This window comes from Methanosarcina sp. MTP4 (assembly GCF_000970045.1).
In the GTDB taxonomy this organism is placed as follows: Archaea; Halobacteriota; Methanosarcinia; order Methanosarcinales; family Methanosarcinaceae; genus MTP4.
In genome coordinates, this window is the sequence record NZ_CP009505.1 from 2,660,159 (window position 1) to 2,679,186 (window position 19,028).

18 protein-coding genes are annotated in these 19,028 nt (G+C 46.2%); 5 read left to right on the top strand and 13 right to left on the bottom strand.

What is annotated here, in order from left to right; translation table 11 throughout:
* Nucleotides 1-18: 18 nt before the first annotated feature.
* Nucleotides 19-783: a P-loop NTPase gene (locus tag MSMTP_RS11005; RefSeq protein ID WP_048179267.1), complete on the bottom strand. Its 765-nt coding sequence runs from the start codon at nt 781-783 to the stop codon at nt 19-21.
* Between the two features lie 531 nt (nt 784-1,314).
* Nucleotides 1,315-1,500, bottom strand: a complete 186-nt coding sequence (locus MSMTP_RS11010) for a hypothetical protein (RefSeq protein ID WP_048179269.1) — start codon at nt 1,498-1,500, stop codon at nt 1,315-1,317.
* Between the two features lie 516 nt (nt 1,501-2,016).
* On the opposite strand from MSMTP_RS11010, the gene MSMTP_RS11015 reads away from it, so the two are divergent.
* Complete coding sequence (locus MSMTP_RS11015; RefSeq protein WP_231582760.1) at nt 2,017-4,029, top strand: MASE3 domain-containing protein; 2,013 nt, start codon at nt 2,017-2,019, stop codon at nt 4,027-4,029.
* 67 nt (nt 4,030-4,096) lie between these two features.
* Here the strand turns inward: MSMTP_RS11015 and amrS are convergent, their stop codons facing one another.
* From amrS to nudC, 4 genes are all read right to left on the bottom strand, one after another.
* On the bottom strand, nt 4,097-5,131 hold the full coding sequence (amrS, locus tag MSMTP_RS11020) for an AmmeMemoRadiSam system radical SAM enzyme (RefSeq protein ID WP_048179274.1): 1,035 nt from the start codon (nt 5,129-5,131) through the stop codon (nt 4,097-4,099).
* Nucleotides 5,132-5,328: 197 nt separating this feature from the next.
* Nucleotides 5,329-6,411, bottom strand: coding sequence for a DUF362 domain-containing protein (locus MSMTP_RS11025; RefSeq protein ID WP_048179277.1), 1,083 nt, complete (start codon nt 6,409-6,411; stop codon nt 5,329-5,331).
* 291 nt (nt 6,412-6,702) lie between these two features.
* Nucleotides 6,703-6,855, bottom strand: coding sequence for a hypothetical protein (locus MSMTP_RS19305; protein ID WP_156153800.1), 153 nt, complete (start codon nt 6,853-6,855; stop codon nt 6,703-6,705).
* A 45-nt stretch (nt 6,856-6,900) separates the two neighbouring features.
* The gene (gene nudC, locus MSMTP_RS11030) at nt 6,901-7,812 is read right to left on the bottom strand and encodes an NAD(+) diphosphatase (protein WP_082090740.1); all 912 of its coding nucleotides are present in this window, start codon (nt 7,810-7,812) and stop codon (nt 6,901-6,903) included.
* Nucleotides 7,813-8,078: 266 nt separating this feature from the next.
* On the opposite strand from nudC, the gene MSMTP_RS11035 reads away from it, so the two are divergent.
* The 3 genes from MSMTP_RS11035 (at nt 8,079) to MSMTP_RS11045 (ending at nt 11,280) form a co-directional block, all read left to right on the top strand.
* Nucleotides 8,079-9,368, top strand: a complete 1,290-nt coding sequence (locus MSMTP_RS11035) for an NYN domain-containing protein (protein WP_048179280.1) — start codon at nt 8,079-8,081, stop codon at nt 9,366-9,368.
* 360 nt (nt 9,369-9,728) lie between these two features.
* Complete coding sequence (locus MSMTP_RS11040; RefSeq protein WP_048179283.1) at nt 9,729-9,986, top strand: hypothetical protein; 258 nt, start codon at nt 9,729-9,731, stop codon at nt 9,984-9,986.
* 256 nt (nt 9,987-10,242) lie between these two features.
* The gene (locus MSMTP_RS11045; protein ID WP_048179285.1) at nt 10,243-11,280 is read left to right on the top strand and encodes a hypothetical protein; all 1,038 of its coding nucleotides are present in this window, start codon (nt 10,243-10,245) and stop codon (nt 11,278-11,280) included.
* Nucleotides 11,281-11,317: 37 nt separating this feature from the next.
* Here MSMTP_RS11045 and MSMTP_RS11050 read toward each other — a convergent pair whose 3' ends face one another.
* The 7 genes from MSMTP_RS11050 to trmY all read right to left on the bottom strand — a co-directional run bounded on the left by MSMTP_RS11050 (nt 11,318) and on the right by trmY (nt 18,002).
* Entirely contained in the window at nt 11,318-11,926 is a 609-nt protein-coding gene (locus MSMTP_RS11050; protein WP_048179287.1) for a HemK2/MTQ2 family protein methyltransferase, read from the bottom strand.
* 55 nt (nt 11,927-11,981) lie between these two features.
* Nucleotides 11,982-12,803 (bottom strand): 16S rRNA (adenine(1518)-N(6)/adenine(1519)-N(6))-dimethyltransferase RsmA, encoded by an 822-nt coding sequence (gene rsmA, locus MSMTP_RS11055; RefSeq protein WP_197076074.1) that lies wholly within the window; start codon nt 12,801-12,803, stop codon nt 11,982-11,984.
* A gap of 189 nt (nt 12,804-12,992) precedes the next feature.
* Nucleotides 12,993-13,724 (bottom strand): DUF655 domain-containing protein, encoded by a 732-nt coding sequence (locus tag MSMTP_RS11060; protein ID WP_048179289.1) that lies wholly within the window; start codon nt 13,722-13,724, stop codon nt 12,993-12,995.
* Between the two features lie 541 nt (nt 13,725-14,265).
* Complete coding sequence (locus MSMTP_RS11070) at nt 14,266-14,619, bottom strand: RNA polymerase Rpb4 family protein (RefSeq protein ID WP_048179300.1); 354 nt, start codon at nt 14,617-14,619, stop codon at nt 14,266-14,268.
* Between the two features lie 542 nt (nt 14,620-15,161).
* Nucleotides 15,162-15,458, bottom strand: coding sequence for a 50S ribosomal protein L21e (locus MSMTP_RS11075; RefSeq protein ID WP_048179303.1), 297 nt, complete (start codon nt 15,456-15,458; stop codon nt 15,162-15,164).
* 268 nt (nt 15,459-15,726) lie between these two features.
* Complete coding sequence (locus tag MSMTP_RS11080; protein ID WP_048179305.1) at nt 15,727-17,022, bottom strand: tRNA pseudouridine(54/55) synthase Pus10; 1,296 nt, start codon at nt 17,020-17,022, stop codon at nt 15,727-15,729.
* A 338-nt stretch (nt 17,023-17,360) separates the two neighbouring features.
* Nucleotides 17,361-18,002 (bottom strand): tRNA (pseudouridine(54)-N(1))-methyltransferase TrmY, encoded by a 642-nt coding sequence (gene trmY, locus MSMTP_RS11085; RefSeq protein ID WP_048179308.1) that lies wholly within the window; start codon nt 18,000-18,002, stop codon nt 17,361-17,363.
* Nucleotides 18,003-18,217: 215 nt separating this feature from the next.
* Between trmY and MSMTP_RS11090 the strand changes: the two genes are divergently transcribed.
* Complete coding sequence (locus tag MSMTP_RS11090) at nt 18,218-18,877, top strand: metallophosphoesterase (RefSeq protein ID WP_048179312.1); 660 nt, start codon at nt 18,218-18,220, stop codon at nt 18,875-18,877.
* The last annotated feature ends 151 nt before the right edge of the window (nt 18,878-19,028 follow it).

Here is a 19,028-nt window from a genome sequence, read left to right on the forward strand (position 1 = left end):
CAGCAACGGATACCCGCTTCAGCTGGACTCCCCGGAAATAAGGGACCCGACAATGAATTCAATTTCAGGGAGGAAGACCTCGAACTCCCTGCCTGCAAGCCCTGCCTGAAAAAGCTCATCGCTCGGAGGAATGATACTCAACACGCGCTCCTCTCCCACAGCCCCCAGCATTGCAGTCCTGCCACTTCCATCAACTTTGTTAAAGATAAAATGCAGTTTTTTGCCAGCTCTGTCGCACAACTCCGCGACCTTTTCCGAAAGCCTGATGGATTCGTAAGAGGGGTCCAGTACCATTAAAATGAGGTCGCACCCTTCCTCTACCCCCCTTCCGAAATGTTCAACCCCGGCTTCCGTGTCCACAAGCACGAAGTCCCGGCTTCCGGTGGAGATATTTTTCAGGAAGTGTTTTGCAAGCGCACCCATGGGACAGGCACAACCCTCCCCGAAATCATGAATCTTGCCCACTGAAACCATTTTTATGTTCCCGTTAGTAGCCACGTAAGGCCGGGGGATATCGGCGATATTCCAGTTTTCTTCAAACAATTCGGGTTTCTCACCTTTTTTCATCGCACCCATCATCTTCTCAATAAGGGTCTTCTTGCCTCCCAGAAAGTTCATGAAATCTTCAGGTAGTTCAAGCCCAAGCTGCCTGTGAAGCCCGAAATTCGACTCGTCACTGTCCACCACAAGGACATTGTAGCCTTTATCAGCCATCGACTTTGCAAGCAGAGCAGTAACCGTGCTCTTGCCGCTTCCTCCTTTTCCGCAAACCAGAATTTTCATTTTTTCACCTTTTACTCCATAGCAAGCAAACTTAGCAATAAAACAAAGAAAAATATGATCTTAACATATTTTCATAAATAATATGAATACTAATTTAACATAATATTAAATAAATTAATACAAGATCATATTATTTTTTATTTTTTTATGCACAATAGAGAAAAATAGTTCATAGTGATAAAAGTTTCGAAATGGATCAATCAAAGAAAACTTAATAAAAATATTATAGAATATGCGCAGACATATAAATCAAAGATAGTCAGACATATAGGTCAAAAAAGAAGGAGATAAAGAGGACCCGAAAGGGAATTTCCTTAGAAAAGAGATTCGGGACCAAAAGGGCAGATCAAAGCCAGAACCAGCAAGTTAAAAGGGGTAGGAACAAAAAGCAAGAAAACGGAAAACCAGCAAGTTAAAGAGATAGGAACAAAAAGCAAGAAAGCAGGAAACTAGAAAGTTAAAAGGAATAGAAAATCAGATCAAAGAATAGGAAAACAACTTAAAAGGAATAGAAATTGTAAAAAAATAGTTTCAGAATGCTGAATCAACATAATCAACAGGTCGCTTGAAAACAGCCCTTATTACACCATTCTCATCCATTTCGTCAGCGAACTTGATCAGTTCCCAGCCTTCAATTCCCAGATTATTAAGGTCCTCTTTTGTTTTCGACAGATCACTGTATCTAAGCGCTTTTATATCGTATTCCCAAACATTCATACACCAGCATCTCCAGTAAAGTTGGATAATATTAGTTCATATATTAACAGGGAATACATGCTATATGTAACTTTTTAAAAAATAGATTTGCGATGAAATCAAGTAAAATTGCGTATTGGAGATTTCCAAATATTTTTATGTGAATATTTTTACGCATTCACATATTTATTGTTCCTGCATTGATCCGGGGCAGTATTCCCATATGGAGACCGAATTTTTTTGCAGGGATGGAAAATTCAAGCGCCAGGGACAAGCTTTGCACTTGCGACATATTGATAGGATTTTTCGGCAAAAATTTTGATGTCAACGTTGCAGGCATTCGTTTAAAGGTTAAAATACTGCAATAGAAAGCACCCGCCTATATGGTTTCTATTACTAACAGGGTTAATTGTGCTTCGATTGTTTTGTGTGAAATCGGGGGTGTTTATCCGGATTCATATATATACAATATATAAAATTTCAAAAATATTTTATACTACATTTAACAGATACATTTTCAGGATGCAATGCGGGGAGATGAAATTTAACATAACCCTTAAGCCATCTCTTATTAAGCTGGGGTTATTCCTGATCGGAACAGGCATACTCTATACGATCAGCCTTAATAACTACCTGTTCTTTCGCATTGTGGTAAACCAGTTTAACGTCATAATAGCTTACATGGTTTTCATAATAGTATGGAAATCAAAAGTTGTTTCGGAAAACCGATACCTTACATTCATCGGGACAGCACTTTTTTTCATAGCATGTCTTGGGTTTTTACGCGCATTTACATATGAAGGAATAAACGTTTTTCCCGGGTATGGGGCAAACCTTCCGGCACAGCTCTGGATAGCTATAAGGTACCTGGGAGGAGTCTCCTTTTTTGTAGCCCCGCTGCTTTTGACAGGCTTTGTAGAGGATGGAAACCGACATACAAAAACTAATGGAAATGAACAGTTTGCCTGGAAAGTGTTTCTCGTATATGCCGTAATTACGGCAACTCTCCTGCTTTCGATCTTCCATTACAGGAACTTTCCGGACTGTTATGTGAAAGGGGTCGGGCTTACTCCTTTTAAAATCTTAAGCGAATATATTATCTCTTTCCTGCTGATCAGTTCGCTGGTTCTTCTGCATCAAAAAAGAGACAGATTCGAAAAACATGTTTTCAGGATACTTACGGCAGCCATAACAGTGTCTATCTTCGCGGAGCTGGCTCTTACCTACTACACATACACAGAAGAGATTTTCAACTTTATAGGGCACATTTTTAATGTCCTGTCTTTTTACCTGATCTACATAGCGATCGTGGAAACAGGCTTTGACGAACCCTTCAACCTTCTTTTCAGGGAACTTAAATTCAGAGAAGAAGCCCTGAGGAGAGAAACTACTTTCCTTAAGGACGACCAGGGCCGAATCTACAGGATGCTCGGAGTGGAGAAAACCAAAGCTGCCAGTGAGCTTACAGTGGAAGACCTGCAGGCAAAAACCGAACAATACAGCTCATTAGTACAGAACCTCCAGGGACTTATCGGCTTTCAATTTAGCGAAAAAGGCAATCCGGTATTCATCGACGGGGCTGTGGAAGAGATCACGGCTTACAGCAAAAAGGACTTTATTTCCGGGAAATTGAAGTGGGCCGAAATAGTCTTACCCGAAGACCAGCCGCTAATTTTTGAAAACATGAAAATGGTGGAATCTAACCCGGATTCCGCTCTCGAGCTGGAATACAGAATACGGAGAAAAGACGGAGAAATAAGGTGGGTAAGGGAAATTATGCAGCGCATTCCCGGAGATTCCGGAAGCTCCGGAAAATTCCAGGGTTTTGTTCATGACATTACCAAACGTAGAATGGCTGAAGAAACCCTTACCAGGACAGAGGAAGCCCGAATAAAAGAGATCCATCACAGGATTAAAAATAACCTGCAGGTGATCTCATCACTACTCAGCCTCCAGGCGGAAAAGTTCAGCGATAAGGAAATCCTTGAAGCATTTAGGGAAAGCCAGAACCGTGTAGTTTCCATGGCCCTGATTCATGAAGAACTGTACCAGGGAAAGGATATGGAAACCCTTGATTTTGCAGTTTATCTCCGGAAGCTGACTTCGGAACTTCTAAGTTCTTATAGCATAGGAAATGAGGGCGTTAGCCTGAAACTGGACATTGAGCCGATTTATATGGAAATGGATACTGCTGTCCCCCTGGGGATTATTGTAAACGAGCTCGTTTCGAATTCCCTGAAGCACGCCTTTCCTGAAGGAAAAGGAGGAGAAATCCGGATAAACCTGTCAAAATCGGAGAATTATGAAAATGAAAGGGAAGACAGTAGTTCCGAAACCAAAAAAGGCTGCAAAAGTGAAAATGACATGCAGTATGCCCTGAGAGTAGTCGACAACGGGAAGGGCTTTCCTGAAAAAATGGATTTTAAGAATACGGATTCCCTCGGCCTCCAGCTTGTAAACATTCTCGTTGAACAGATAGATGGAAGTGTCGAACTCAAAAGGAACAACGGAACCGAATTCAAGATCAGGTTCAATAAGGCAGGAAATTAAAGGGAAGTAAATCGAAATCAAATTGAGCCAGGACTGTAATTTGCTCAAAAAACTGTAATCTGCCTGATTAAGCTTTTGAAAACCCCGGATATTCCCCGACAATCGGGATGTGCTCCCCGCATTTCGGGCAGGTCTTTTCGGGACTTATGTTGTATTCCTGGACTTCCATGAATCCCCTGTCAATCAGAAGGGTGCCGCATTCCGGACAATATGTATTCTCATGCGGGTGCCCGGCTACATTTCCCACGTACACGAAGCGCATCCCTTCCTCAAGAGCAATCGAACGCGCCCTGTCAAGAGTTTCCACAGGTGTCGGAAACAGGTCTTTCATCATATAATGGGGATAAAAACGGTTGAAATGAAGCGGGGTATCTTTCCCCAGGTTTTTACAGACCCAGCGGGAGAGTTCCCGGATTTCGTCGGAAGAATCGTTGTGGGTGGGGATGATAAGGTTAACAACCTCCACATGTATCCCGAGTTTTTTTGCAAGAAGCGTTGTTTCGAGCACAGGAGCAAGTTTTGCACTGCAGATATCCCTGTAGAACTCTTCGGTAAAAGCCTTGATGTCCACACTAAAGGCGTCAAGGTATGGGGCTATTTTTTCAAGGGCTTCGGGGCTAATGTAGCCGTTTGTAACGTAGCTGGTCATAAGTCCTGCTTCCTTTGCCAGCTTCGCCCCATCATAAGTGTACTCGTACCAGACTGTAGGTTCATTGTAAGTAAAGGAAACCGACTGGCACCCTGCCATCTTTGTCTGCTGGACAAGCTGCTGTGGGCTGAGACTTGCCGTATAAGCTTCTTCCAGAGGAACCTGGGAAAGAGTCCAGTTCTGGCAGTGCTTACAGCGGAAATTGCAGCCTATAGTCCCTACCGAGTACGCAAAAGACCCCGGATAGAAGTGAAAAAGCGGTTTTTTTTCGATATGCTCCACCCCTTCGCTTGAGACGGTTCCGTAGACAAGGGAAAAAAGGCTGCCTTCGCAGTTTTCCCGGACTCCGCAGATACCCCTTTTACCGGGAGCTATTTTGCACCGGTGGGCGCAGAGGGAGCAGCGGACCTTATTTTCCCTGAGTTTTTCGTAAAACATCGCTTCGTGAATCATGGAAAGACCCTATACAGATGATGGTTCTTAACGGATTAATAGCTAATTTCCTGAGAAATGTTCACAAGTCACAAAAATCCTGAAAAAACATTCATAAACCAAAAAAATCCTGAAAAAACGTTCAAAAATTGAAATTTTGTTCAATATTCAGCTTAATAGAAAATATTGAAATGGGAGGGGCCTGAAAGGCACCCCATTCAAATCTCAACCAGTTCATAATCCCTGTTCCCAAGCCCGATCTTTTCCCCGTATTCGAGCTGGTGGGTGCCGTCCACTTTTGGCCAGGCCCCTTTGAACTTGTCAGCCCCGGCTTCGTGGTTGCACTGCAGGGAAGAGCCCTTGAATCCGACCTGTTTGTTCACGAGGTCGTAGCTTGCCTGGTCCAGGGCAACCGGGTCCGTTGAGGCGAGAATCCCTATGTCAGGCACGATAGGGGCATCACTCCAGGGCACGCAGTCGCAGTCAGGAGTTATATTGAGCAGGAAGTTGATGTACCCGACCCTTTCCTGCTTGTCCTTTACTGCCCCATAGGCGTATTCGGTCAGACATTCGAGGAATTCGGGGATGTCCGTTTCCCAGTTCAGGTCGATGGCTTCTTCAGGGCAGACTTCCATGCACTGTCCGCAGCTTATGCAGATGGAAGGGTCGAGCTTCGAGGAATCTCCCTCGATTGAAGCGGCACCCACAGGGCAGATTTCCACGCATTTCCCGCAGGCTATGCACCTTTCTTCAACCACGTGAGGACTTGTAGGGTAATGCTGGTCCTTTTTCCCGGCAGCAGGGGCACAGCCCATAGCCAGGTTCTTGATCGCCCCTCCGAAACCTGCAACGATGTGCCCCTTGAAATGCGACATCACGACCATGGAATCGGCTGCCACGATATCGGACCCGATTTTTACGGACTTGAAGTGCTTTTGCCTGATTTCGACCTCGGCTATGTTCTGGCTCTTCAGCCCGTCGGAAATGATCAGCGGAGCCCGGACCACGGAGTAATCAAACCCATGTTCGATTGCCGTTGTCAGGTGGTCAACTGCATTGTGCCGGCTCCCCGAATAGAGGGTGTTTGTGTCCGTGACAAAAGGTTTTCCCCCTGAAGCCCGGATTTTGTCGACAACCTGCCGGACGAAGACAGGGTTGATGTACCCGTCGTTTCCGTATTCCCCAAAATGGACCTTGATTGCCGTCAGGTCGTCTACCCCTAAAAGTTCGACAAAACCTGCAGCATCAAAAAGCCGCTGAATCTTACTGATCGTGTTATCCCTGGGGTTTTGTGCCCTCAGGCCTGTAAAATATACCTTGCTTGCCGTATGAGTCCCTCCTTATGAAAAAGAATCAAATTGATGTCCCTTTATGACCTTTTATTCTTCTAATGTCTATTTTAGTTTTATTTTATCCTGGATTTTGTCCTTGTTTTATCCTTAAACTACGTAATCAAGAAAGTCCTGTTTCCTTTTAGGCATTGCGCTTTCCAAAAACCGGGAAAGCTATTTCATCCACATAATATCAAAAAAGGAGGCATTTTCCATCCACATAGTATCAAAAACAAGGAGGCATTTTCCATCCACATGATATCAAAAAACAAGGAAACCATATTCTGAACCCAATAGGAAGCCGGGACTCTCACCGGGCGCCAAAGGCGGCCGGCTTTTTCCTGAAAATGAAAAAGAAAAAGGAGCAGAAAGAAATACAACAACGTCCTCCTCCGCCTCAAGCTCTGAAAGCAAAAAAGCAGCCCCTGCTCCAGAGCGATACCCCCACAATGTCTGATCTTATTTATCCAACCCTTCTTCTTGCAGGAAATAATCGATTAGCTTCCTTGAGATGCTGATTTTTCCAGGCAGGACCGGAAGTTTCTCAGCCGAAAACCAGCCAGCATCCTCGATCTCCACACCGTCTGGCCGGATTTCTCCGGATTCGTATTCCGCAGTGAACCCGATCATCAGGGAGTTTGGAAACGGCCAGGCCTGGGTCCCGAAATAGCTGATCTTTCTGACTTCAATTCCGACTTCCTCTCTGATTTCCCGGACAACGGCAGCTTCAGCCGATTCTCCGGGTTCGACAAAGCCTGCGACCAGGCCGTAGAGGCCGGGAGGGAAATTCGGGGACCTGGCAAGCAGGATTTCCTTTCCTTTTTTGATGAGCACGATTACCGCAGGCGAGATCCGGGGGTAGAAAAGTTCCCCGCATTTGGGGCATTTCTTTCCCCTTTCCCCGACCATAGGGAGAGTTCCTGTCCCGCAGCGGCTGCAAAACTGGTTGACCCGGTCCCATTCCATTACCTGGACCGCCTTGTTCACGAGCGAAAAGCACCTTTCACTGAGCTTCGCATGTGCCTGCTTGAGGTCCAGAAATTCCATTCCTTCCGGAACCTCTATACCCTCTTCAAGCTCTACGGAATAGCAGTGGACCCCTTCAAGCGTACCCATGTACTGTTCCCTGACAGCCGAAAGCCCGAGCTCTCCGAAGTCCTGTAGCCTCGGGACAGCTGTCGGGTTTTTCTTCACTTTGAGAAGAATGTCCCGACCCCGAAATGCAAACCAGAGCGCAGGCTCCTGCCTGTCAGCGGGGCCTTCGACACCTATAAGAAATTTCGGGTCCGGATTCATTTTCGTGATTGAGGAAGTTTTCGTGATTGAAGAAGTGTTCGTGATTGAAGAAGTGTTCGTGGTTGAGGAAGTCATGGTGCTCATACTTTTTGGGTTTTATTCTATATTACGTTACTATCCGATATTTATATCTCACTTATTTTATTTTTGCTTTTGCAATAGATCCGGGAATTTGTTTTTGAGGTGATTGATTTTCATTTTGAAGATCCTTCTGGAATAATTTTAAATATTAATCTGCTTGAAAGAAGAATAGTGATATAAGGGAGGCAGGGGTTCTTCTGGTCCTTTCGGCTTTCCACAGAATTAAGCCATGTGAGATTTGCCTTGAGGGGAGTTTTGATTTGACTGAGAACAAAGATAACAACATAGCTATTTATCTTGATTTTGAAAACCTTGTGATTTCTTCCGAGGAAGTGTACATTTCCAAGGAAAAGCCCCTTTCGCTGGGACCTATAGTGGATTTTGCAGCAAGCAGAGGCAACATCTCCATAAAGAGAGCTTATGCTAACTGGCAGCCTTACCATTTCAGCCAGTATGAAAGAGCCCTGCTTAACAACGGGTTTGAGCTGGTCCACCTCCCCTTAACTTCAGCCCAGGGAAAGAACGGCGTGGATGTCCGCCTGGCGGTGGACGTGATGGAGAACCTTGAACTGTTTCCGTCCATCGACATGATTGTAATAGGGTCAGGAGATACGGATTTCATCCCTCTCCTGCAAAAAATCCGGGCAAGGGGCAAGAGCGTAATTGTGGTCGGTTTTGAGCACTCAGTGGGCAGTCTCGTCAAGAGCAACTGCACGGAATTCAAGTCCCTTAACGAACTACTGGGAGAACCTGAAACGGAAACGGAAACGGAATCCGAGATGATAGGCCCGCCGGAAATCGGCGAAGAAGAAGAAGAAGAGGAGGGAGATGAGGGGGAAGAAGAGGAAGAAGAGGCCTCCGGAACAGGGGGCAAAAGCATAGATGCCGCCGGCAGGGATGTTATGATCCGGTATATAAAGAACCGGTCGGACGAAGAGCCGGTCCTGATGTCGAACCTCAAGGTTGGCCTGAAACGCATAGACCCCTCTTTTTCGGAAAAAAAATTCGGATTTTCCTCCTTTAAAAAATACGTGGAATCTCTTGAAGGAGACCTCGTCGAGAGGATAAACCGCAACGAAAAAAGCGTCTACGAAGTCCACCTGGTCGATGCCGGAGATATAAAGACCACCAGCGTAGACGCAACCCAGAAAGCCAAAAAGTACCTCAAAACCCTGAAGTACCAGAAAGCAAACAGCCGGAGGTCTACCCTGTGCAGAAACATCTACAAACATTACAGAGGGGACGCCGAACACTCCATGCAGAGCGTAACCGATCACCTCTATTCCAGAATGGGCTCAAGCCGGAAGATCTCCAGAAAAGCAATCCAGAAATTTGTCATAACACTCTTTGAAGGAGGAGCGCTGGTCTATTCCCGCAAAGCTGAAAAAGGCACCCTCGGAGCCCTTAAAGACAGGCCCCTGAAACTTGCAGATTCGATCAAAGACCCCTACATGATAGAAAAAGCCTATATCAAAAGGGTCAGAGAAATCCTGAACAGTGAATTCCCGGACCTGGACGAGAATATAATCAATCAAACGGTGAACCACTGAGTGAGGAACTCACCTTAAGATATTTTTTCTCGAAATCCGGGAGATTCAACACTATTTTTACTTTTTGCAGCTACAAATATAGGTGTAGCTCAATTTCCTTCTTTTTAAAACTCCAAAATACAGGGATTTTTCTCATTTACCCCGGAGAAGAATACTTTTTTTGAACCGATTTCCATAAACAGTTTCCGTAGATACTGCTGTGAGCAAGATTCTGAACGGGATATTTCAGCACTTTTAATCTTGAAAATTTAGTGGAGAAGACGAGAAGATATGAAAGACGTTTCTATATAATGAAAAGAATACTGAAAATTATAATATAATATGAATAATTAATGGAAAATACCTGGAAGGGGGGTTATTTTGGGATATACTAAAGCTATACTGACATTACTTTTCTTATTAATTATAGACATCCCAACCGCAAGCGCCGGATGGGAAGACCTTCTTGATGATGCGAGTTCTACCGCAGAAGATTGGGCAGATTATGAAAACAGCGACTGGGAAAACTATGAAGATGGAATAATTGATAACTTCCATTTCAACAAAAAACTCGGATATCCTGAATATGATAGTGGTAACTACCAATCACAAAATGAAATTGACCGGACATTGAGATAGTCCGGAAAAACGCGCACAAAGAGAGTAAAAATCACCGGGATAAAAACCCAAAAGTGAGTTAGTAAAACTCGGACGCTAAGGGGAAACATTTTTCCATAACCCAAAGCCAGCGAGTAAAAGGGATTGGATTCCGGAGATTTATTTTTTATAAAAACCAGATTTCTATATTAAAATATTCCGGAATTTTTACCACTTAAGTTATTTTTTAACCTCGTACCCCCTAAAAATTAATATATTTAGAATCTAATTACTAAGTATGGATAGTGCCCACACACTCCCCGCCATCTTCCTCGCCGTAGTCGGGACGATGTACACGGTCCTCGTTGCTTTTACGATCCCCTCGGTCAGGCGTCTGGATAAAAATGGGGAAGGGATCAGAAAAGTACTCATTCATTTTACGGCATTATCTGTTACCGCTTTTTTTGACATGGCTTATAATGCATACATTCTTTACATAATGAACGGGGGAAAACCCGTAAGCCAGCTCCACATACTTGCAAAGCTCTTTCCCTCACTAAGCTATTTTCACTGGGTATGGACCTTTTCCACCATATCGATTGTGTATATCCTTTTCTTTTCATGTGGGCTTCTGTACCTGGTAGTGCTCACGCTGCGTTCGATAAAGATTGAGGAGCTGGAAGCTCAATGGGAAAAAAATGAGGGAGAGATCCTTGAAATTCAGGAAAAAAAAGAGGGTGAATTATCGGAACTCGAAGAGAAAAACACTTTACTTAGGCAGTTGAAAGCCGAATTCTCAGTAGAGTTTAAAGAAGCCCGCACCGAAATCCGGGAAAAAGTAAAAATCATCGTCCGGAAGGAACAAATGATCCGGTCCGGAGCTGTGAGTGCGGAAATAAGGGAAATGCTCAATCCCGCAATCGAACTCTCAGGTCCTGAAGAAAGCCCGTTCGAAGAATACATCACAAGAGCTGAAAAAATAAAGGATGTTGAAGGTTTGCCCGAAGACCTGCTCCGGACCATCAGGGAATACCGGGCCTGCCTGGAAAGCATAGATGAAAAGTTCAGAGAATTCATACTGGAATATAACGATGCAAAACGGGAAAAGAATGCTATTTTCGAGGCCCTGCAGGAGCTGGAAAATGAGCTGGAGATACTTGAAGAGGAAAATGAGGGCCTGGAAAAGCAATTAAAAGGACTGGATGGAGCGTTTCAGGTCGCGCTTTTAACTGATAAAATAAATTACGTTCTTGTAAAGATTTCGGAGCAAGCAGCCGGAAGGCTAAAGGGACTGAAAAAGCCGACAACTTCGAGCTCGGGGAGAAACGAACTCTGAAAAACATTTGTCTGAAATATCACTAAAGTTTGAAATATCATGAAAGCCTCCCCCTGACAACTACCAGCTCCTCAAAAGAAACCTTTTTCCTCCCTACAATATCCACGGCAAACCCGAGCCCTTCCATCTTTTCCTGCACAGCCTCAACTCCCGTTATCGAAGAGATGAGAACCAGAATTTTCCCTCCCGGCCTGAGGTAAACCCTCACCTTGTCCAAAAACCTGTCCAGGGTCTCCCTCCCGCTTGTCCCGCCGTCAAAAGCGTAATTAAGCCAGCCGGGCACTTTTTCCATTTCAGAGGTCGGGAGATACGGGGGGTTGAAAAGGATCAGGTCAAAGCGGGTTTCCGGACTCTGGGGTTCAATTCCCCTGAAAAGGTCGGTGCGGATGACCTCGACTCCGTTTTCCTTAGCACAACGGGCTGCATGGGGGTTGATTTCTGTTGCAATTATACGGACGTTTTCGAGGTTTGCCCGGAGCACGGCAGATACAAAACCGCTTCCTGCTCCGACTTCCAGGACGCGCATTCCGGGCTCTGCCTCCTCAAGGGCGGCATCGGCAAGTAAAAAAGAGTCTTCGGCGGGTTCGTAGACGAGATCGGTTTCCCCGAGCTTTACCCGGGCATTATTATATTCGATTTCCACCATGCATTCTCAGGTTCAGGTTTTAGATAAGGATTTAAGCAGGATTTCAGCTCGAATTTCAGGCAGATTTCAGATCTGATTTCAGATCAAGGATCATGTTCGCGACTTCCGCAAGTTCCCCGGGAGTCAGGTTTTCGGCCCGTTTGCCCATGAAATCTTCAGGGAGCTGGGTTACGATTTCCTTGACCTCAGGGATTTTAAGGAGGTGATTTGTGTTAAGAATGGAGTTTCGCAGTTTCTTTCGCCGCTGGCTGAAGACGGCTGCCACGAACTCCAGGAAAAAGGCTTCATCCCGGACTTCGAAGGGAGCCGGGCGGGGGACCAGTTTGATCACGGCAGAGTCGACTTCAGGAGCGGGCTGGAAGGCGTCTTTCGGGACCTTCATGAGGATTGAGGCCTCGGCAAAGTATTGGGTGTCGACCGTGAGGCGGGAGTAGTCCTTGCAGTTAGGGGGAGAAACCATGCGTTTTGCGAACTCGTACTGGTACATGAGGATGCCCGTTTTGAAGTTCCGGTGAAGGAGCTTGAAAGTGATTTCCGAGGAGATAGAGTAGGGGAGGTTCGAGACGACCTTGTCGAACTCGGGGAAGTCGAGCTTCAGGGCGTCGCCGGGGATGATCTCGATGTTTTCCACGGAATCGAAGCGGTCATGGAGGACTGCTACAAGGGCAGGGTCAAGTTCGATTGCGATAACTTTTTTCGCCTTTCTTGCAAGCTTTTCGGTAAGGTTCCCGATGCCGGCCCCGATCTCGAGTACCGTGTCCTCGGAGGTCAGTTCGGCGGCCGCAACAATCCGGTCGAGGTAACCGGCATCGATCAGGAAGTGCTGGTCGAAGACGCCGCCTTTTATGCGGTATTTCCTTAGAATAGAACGAACCAAAGATGAAAACTCCTGAATGGATAAATTGAATATGATAGCTGATTGACTGATCGAAATAACGGATAGACTGAATAAGATAGCGAGTAGAGTGAATAAGATAGCGTATTATCTGCACGAAATAACGGATTGGATGAATAAAATCGATCTAAAAAAGGAATAAAAGCTAAGAGGCCCTTCAAAAGATCCCCCTCATGCCGGCCTCTGGCGGCGCGGCGGAGTAGTAAAGAGCCTGTACTTGATAAAGTCGTCCTTGAGTTCTTCTTCGATCCTGTGAGCTAAGACCTTTGCCGGGTCATGAAGACTCGGGATCCTCTCGTGGATATCCTGAAAACTCTTAAAATCCCCTTTCTTGTGCTCATCGATGATAGACCACATAAGCTTTTTCCCGATCCCCGGAAGGAGTTCGAGCATGTGAAGGCGGGTGGTGATGGAATGAGCTTCATTGAAGAACTTTACGAATCTCTCTTCCTGGTGCCGGACACAGGCTTCAAGGATGTACGGGAGTTCAAGGTTTGCACCGTGGGTCAGGTCGGGGTAGCCAATGCGCTGCTTTACGTGGTCGATGGTGTCCCGGTCGCCGGATCCGATGTAGACCCTTGCCTGGATTTCCGGGATCACGCCGTTCTTGGGGACAAGCTCCATCAGGGTGAACTTCTTGTCGCCAACCGCCTGGACCAGAGGCTTTTTCTGGGACAAGGACCTTGCATTCACTGCTTTCCCGTAAGGGAGGTAATCAAGCACCCATACGTATTCTTCCCTTTCACCGGAATTCTCCCCGCCTTTCCCGGAAGGTCGAGGACCTGATGAGCGAGAGCCTCTTTCAGGGTGAGGCCTACCTGCCGAACGTCTGTCAGAAAAAGATTTACCAGTGGAATTTCTGCCCTTTTGCGGTCCACCTGATTGTGATTTTTCGTCTCTCATCAGCACCCATCCTATATATAAATTAACCCCAGAACGTATTTACAACCAGGATACTCCCGGCTATCTATGATCTCGGAAGATTCCCAACTTATCATAACATGAACAGAATATTCCTCTTATGGAAACATTCCTCTTATGGAAACATTCCTCTTATGGAAACATTCCTCTTATGGAAACATTCCTCTTATGGAAACATTCCTCTTATGGAAACATTCCTCTTATGGAATATTCCTTTACTGCATGACCGGGATATTCCCAACTTTTAATGATCGTCTTCCGGATGGAGAATTCTCCAGCCTTCAGGCAACCTATGCAATCCCCCGGTGATGTCAGATTCCCCGGTATTAAATGATTACCCGAGCTATGCAGATATCCTCCGGTCAGGGGGATTCCTTAACCTTCAGGATAATCCCTCAGGTCAAGATGTTCCCAGAGACTTAAGTAAATTTTCCCAGGTATCCAGGACTACCCTCATGAATAACAAGATGAAAACTTCTATATAGCTTATTCTATTCTATTTCTCTTATTCCCTGCCCCTAATTCAGTCCATTGCCTCGGCTACTAACTCGAGTATCTGGTCCAGTTCCTCATTGCTGAGGGTATACTTTTCTTTAGCGTAAACAGCCCTGAGTTCATCCCTGGACTGTGGCATGAGATCTGCAATCCGGACCGCGATAACAGGCTTCATTTTTTCAAGTTCAAGCAACTTGTTGACCAGCCCTCTGGATTTTTCAGAAGTGGTTTTTGCAAACACCTCCGCGTGGTGCAGGGCTTTTCGGAACTCGTATGCCACTTCCAGATTTCTCTCTCTGCGCTCGTCCGCGATCTCGGACAGCATTTCCTTGACTTCAGCCAGCGTCAATAACTCTTCATTCAGGACTTCCTTAACTATCATTGGAATACACTCTTGTTGGGCTAGAATTTCAGGTAGTTACCGCTTTTCGGGGCATCTACTTCGATTTATCTTCTGTCCTTCCCCTAATAAGCTGCTATTAATTTCCACCTGTTAACTTTTCTTAAGCTTCAACCTGTCGACTAATTCGACCATCCGGAGATAAGTCATTTGTATGTTTGACAAACGATATATAATTATAGATGTCTCTGGACATCCAATATATCTGGAGCTACAATGTATCTGGACATCAAATGTCAACGGACATCAAATGTCTCCATATCTGCAATTATAGATGATTCTGAATAAGCTGAAACCTGATATTTTCAAAAGCAACTCTGGCACATCCCCTCTTGAAAATATTTTTTTGCACAGATCCGTTTCCTATCCTGAAGGCTTCCTACCTGAAAAAACCACTCAAAGATTGGGCTATTATTTTTAAAACTGCTAAGTAGGGAGCTTAAACGCTACGCAAAAATGCTACAGGTAAACGGCAGGGGATAAAAGTGGGTTAGGTTATATGAAACCTAACATCTACACTGTGCTTAATTGTATTTCTGCGGTTTCAGGTGCTGAGGCAGGGACAGAACTTCCTTCATAGCGTTGCCGCTGCGGACCTGGAGCAGATATGCTCTTCCGCGCTGCCCGACAATCTTGCCGGTAGAACCCTGAAACTTGGCATTGGGCATGCCCTTCTGGACACTCGGGTCAATATCGATGTGGACCATCTGCCCTTCGTCGAACTTCTGGATTACCTTGATTACAGGGGAGATTCCCCTCTCACGAATTGTCTTTTTTAACTTGTACCTTGTGCAACGTCTCTCACCGTGGGAATTTGTCATCGCATGTTCCTCCTTTAGAATGCTCGATTAATGTCAATTCTCTCTAATAAGATCTTCTATCTAATAAGATAAATATTATTTAAATAAACCTGCCATACCGTGAAAATTTGGTCGGATGCAAGTTCGATTCAGATGTGACCCCGATTCAGCCATTGCCCGATACAGATATATGAGTCTGATTCGAACATCTGGTCTGATTCAGATATGAATCCGATTCGGCTATAAAGCCGGAGTCAGATATAAACTTGATTCAAACATCTGGTCGGGTTCAGATATCGACGTTGATTACGTCAAGCTCTTCCACATGCGCAGGGAATCCTAAAAGCCCGCTGAGGCTTGGGTTTGTCCTGCCCTCGTCCCCTGAGACCAGCTCTTTCACGTAGAGCCCGCCTTCGCAGTGCACCGTGATAAAAGCATAGCCGGAATCGGTAAGCTCTTTAAGTTCCATTTCATGCACGCGCCTTTTCCGGATCAGATCGGCCCTTCGGTGCGCAACACGCGTGGGGGTTTGCTGGGCTATCTCAGTGCCACTTAGAGTTTCGAGGCAGGATTTAAGCTTTTCCTCTGAAACAGGCTCTTTAAATGTAACTTTAAGCTTATAAGCTTTATCCGCCTTTGAGTTTTTCAGGGTTTCAATCATGCCCTTTGCAACGAATTTCAGGTCCCTTACCTCGACTTTTCCTGCTGCCTGCTCGTTAATCTCCGCCATCAGTTCCTCAAGGTCTGCCGAGCGTTTTTTCGGGGATTTTGCTTCCACCACAAAAGGCCTTCCGCTCCCGAGCATCAGGGCGTCGATATCCTCCCTGCCCGAACCGTGGAAAGCCGTATCCACAGCCAGGAAAGCTTCCACCACAGGGTCCTTGATCAGTTCGTCCACGGATTCGGGGTACTGCTTGCCCGTGAAATCGCAGATCTCGCAGCCTTTTCCCCGACATTTCCGGCAGGGCCAGCGGGTCTGTGGGATGCCGCGGACCATTTTCCTGTACCTGCCGTAGACATAGACAGACCTGACCTGAAGCTCCAGCTCCTCCTTTGTAAGGTCAAGGGTAATCACTATGTCCGGGTTTTGGAAATCAACGTCCTTTCCTACCTTTCCAGAGATCAGCTTCCCAACCTCCCTGTTGACTTCGGTCTTCAGCTGCTCGGCATAAGAGGTCCCTGTCTCTGCCCAGAGGATTTCTTCGTTTTCACTCAGAAGCCCGCTCACCTTCGTACCCACGAGGAAAGTGGAATAATCAATGCCTTCAAGCTGCCTGACCGCTTCATCGGCCCAGGTGTCCAGTTTCCGGAACAGGTCAAGGCAGACACAACACTGCTCATCCTCGCCTTCGATTCCAAGCGTCTTTCTTGCGTAAGCACTGCAGGAAGCAAGTTCCCTGAGAAGGGTGTCGTCGTTTTCAGTTTTATAGACACGGTCCCCTTCCAGGGCAAGGGTCAGCTTAACAGCCTGACCCCGCTCCATATTGCTGAGGCCTGTGGATAATTTTGCAAACTGGCGGCCCATGCAGTGGTCACAGACAGGGCCTTCCTGAAGTATCTTTTTTGAAATTTCCAGTACATCCATTTGGTTTCACTTTCTTGAGAGCTCTTTCGGGGTAGCAGGGAAATGAGTAACACGATAAATGATTAGTAAATGATTGGTAAATGATTACACAATAAATGATTACACAATAAATGATTACACAATAAATGATTGAAAGATGATCGGTGAATAGGTGGAATTAAAGATAAGGGGTAAATAATCAGGTAAGCGTCTATCCTGATACAGGGAACTGTGATATAACGTTTTTTATTCGCCTTCCGAAAAGACAGGCTTTATGGGAGTTTTCACTCCCAGGACCCGCCTGCTTCAGTTTCAGCCCTTCAAGCTGAAACCTTGGGTTCAACCCAATCGGCTGCAACTTAATTTTCAACCCTGTCGGCTGCACATTCGCTCTCAACGGCAGGCTCGACTTCAGCTTCCAGCCTGTCAAGTTCGTTGTGGATAAGGGTTATGCAGTGGTTGGAGTGCAGGGAAATAGGACCCACGGAGATAATTTTCGCTCCTGCCCCAAGGATTTCTTCTTCCTCTTCTTCGGTGACCCCGGTGTGGTCCCCGAGGATAAAAACAGGGTCCGTAATTTCCCGGGCAACTTCCCTTATATCTGCCCCGTCTTCCCGGAGGTAGAGCAGGGTGCGCCCCTTAAATTGTTCCAGCAGGGTTTTCAGGTCACCCCTACAGACCCAGACACCTGGTGTGGAACGGACCTCATACTCAGACGCCTCCTTTTTGAGGGCTTTCTGGATTAAAGAGCCGCTACTGCGCTCGTCCGGGTTCAGGTACCTCAGGGTCATGCCGTCGAAGCGCACGATTTTCCCGGGATCGGGTTCCCCGAGGAGGAGCAGGTGTACATTTACGTCTCTTCGCATCCCGAAAGAGAGAAAGAGGGCAGAACTCACACAGCGGCAGAGGATGTCCATCCGACCCGCCGAACCCGGAAGGTCGTTTAAAGGAAAATCTCCGCTTGTCATTGCCTTGTGCCCTATGATAACGATATCGCGCATGGAGGCACTATATTTACGTAAGGGATATAAAAGATGTATGCATGTTCACTGGCATAGCCCGGATAAGCTCATACTGGATGAATAAATCAGACTGGAAAAAATAAATCAAACTGGAAAGAATAAATCAGACTGGAAAGAGTAAATCAAACTGGATGAATAAAACACACAGAGAACAGTTATAATAATTAAAAATCAAGATCCAGAAAGGGATAAGGATGAAGATACTCGCAATTTCCGACCCCCACGGGGACTATTCGAAAATGAAAGCAATCATGGAACGGGCAGGAGACTTCGACCTTGCAGTCATCGCAGGAGACCTGACCAATTTCGGCCCCGATGAGAAGGTCGAAGAACTCATGGAACTGTTCGACAAACCCGTGCTCGCGATTCCAGGGAACTGTGACCAGAAGAGCATTCTGGAAGCCCTGGACGCCTCAAAGGCGACCAACCTCCACGGAAAAGCCAAACAGATCGGAAAAATCCGATTCATCGGACTCGGAGGCTCGAACCCCACCCCCTTCAACACCCCCTTCGAAATTCCGGAAGAAGAAATCGAAAGCACCCTTGAAGGAATGGTCTGCTCCGCAGAAGCCGCCGGGAACTGCGGGAAGGTCGTGCTCCTGACCCATGCCCCACCTCAGGGGACCTGCGACGAAATCCCCTGCGGGCACGTGGGCAGTACTGCCATCCGGAAGTTCCTTGACAGGGTAGACCTTATAGTCTGCGGGCATATCCACGAAGCCAAAGGTTTAGAAAAGGTCGGAAAAACCACAGTGGTGAACCCCGGAGAAGCCTGCAAGGGCTCCTGCGCCCTGATAACCATTGAGGAAGCCGAAGAGGACAAAACCATAGAAGTCGAGCTTATAGAAGTCTGAACCTGCTTCAATCCCGAATCCCTGACCCCCGTTTGCCGGAATATCGGCCGGGCTTTCAGGGATACTTTTTTGTTTTATTTACCTCCTGTTTCTACCTGGATTTATCCCTTTATCCCTTGCGGAAATATCAAAAGGGAATGTTTAAAATAAA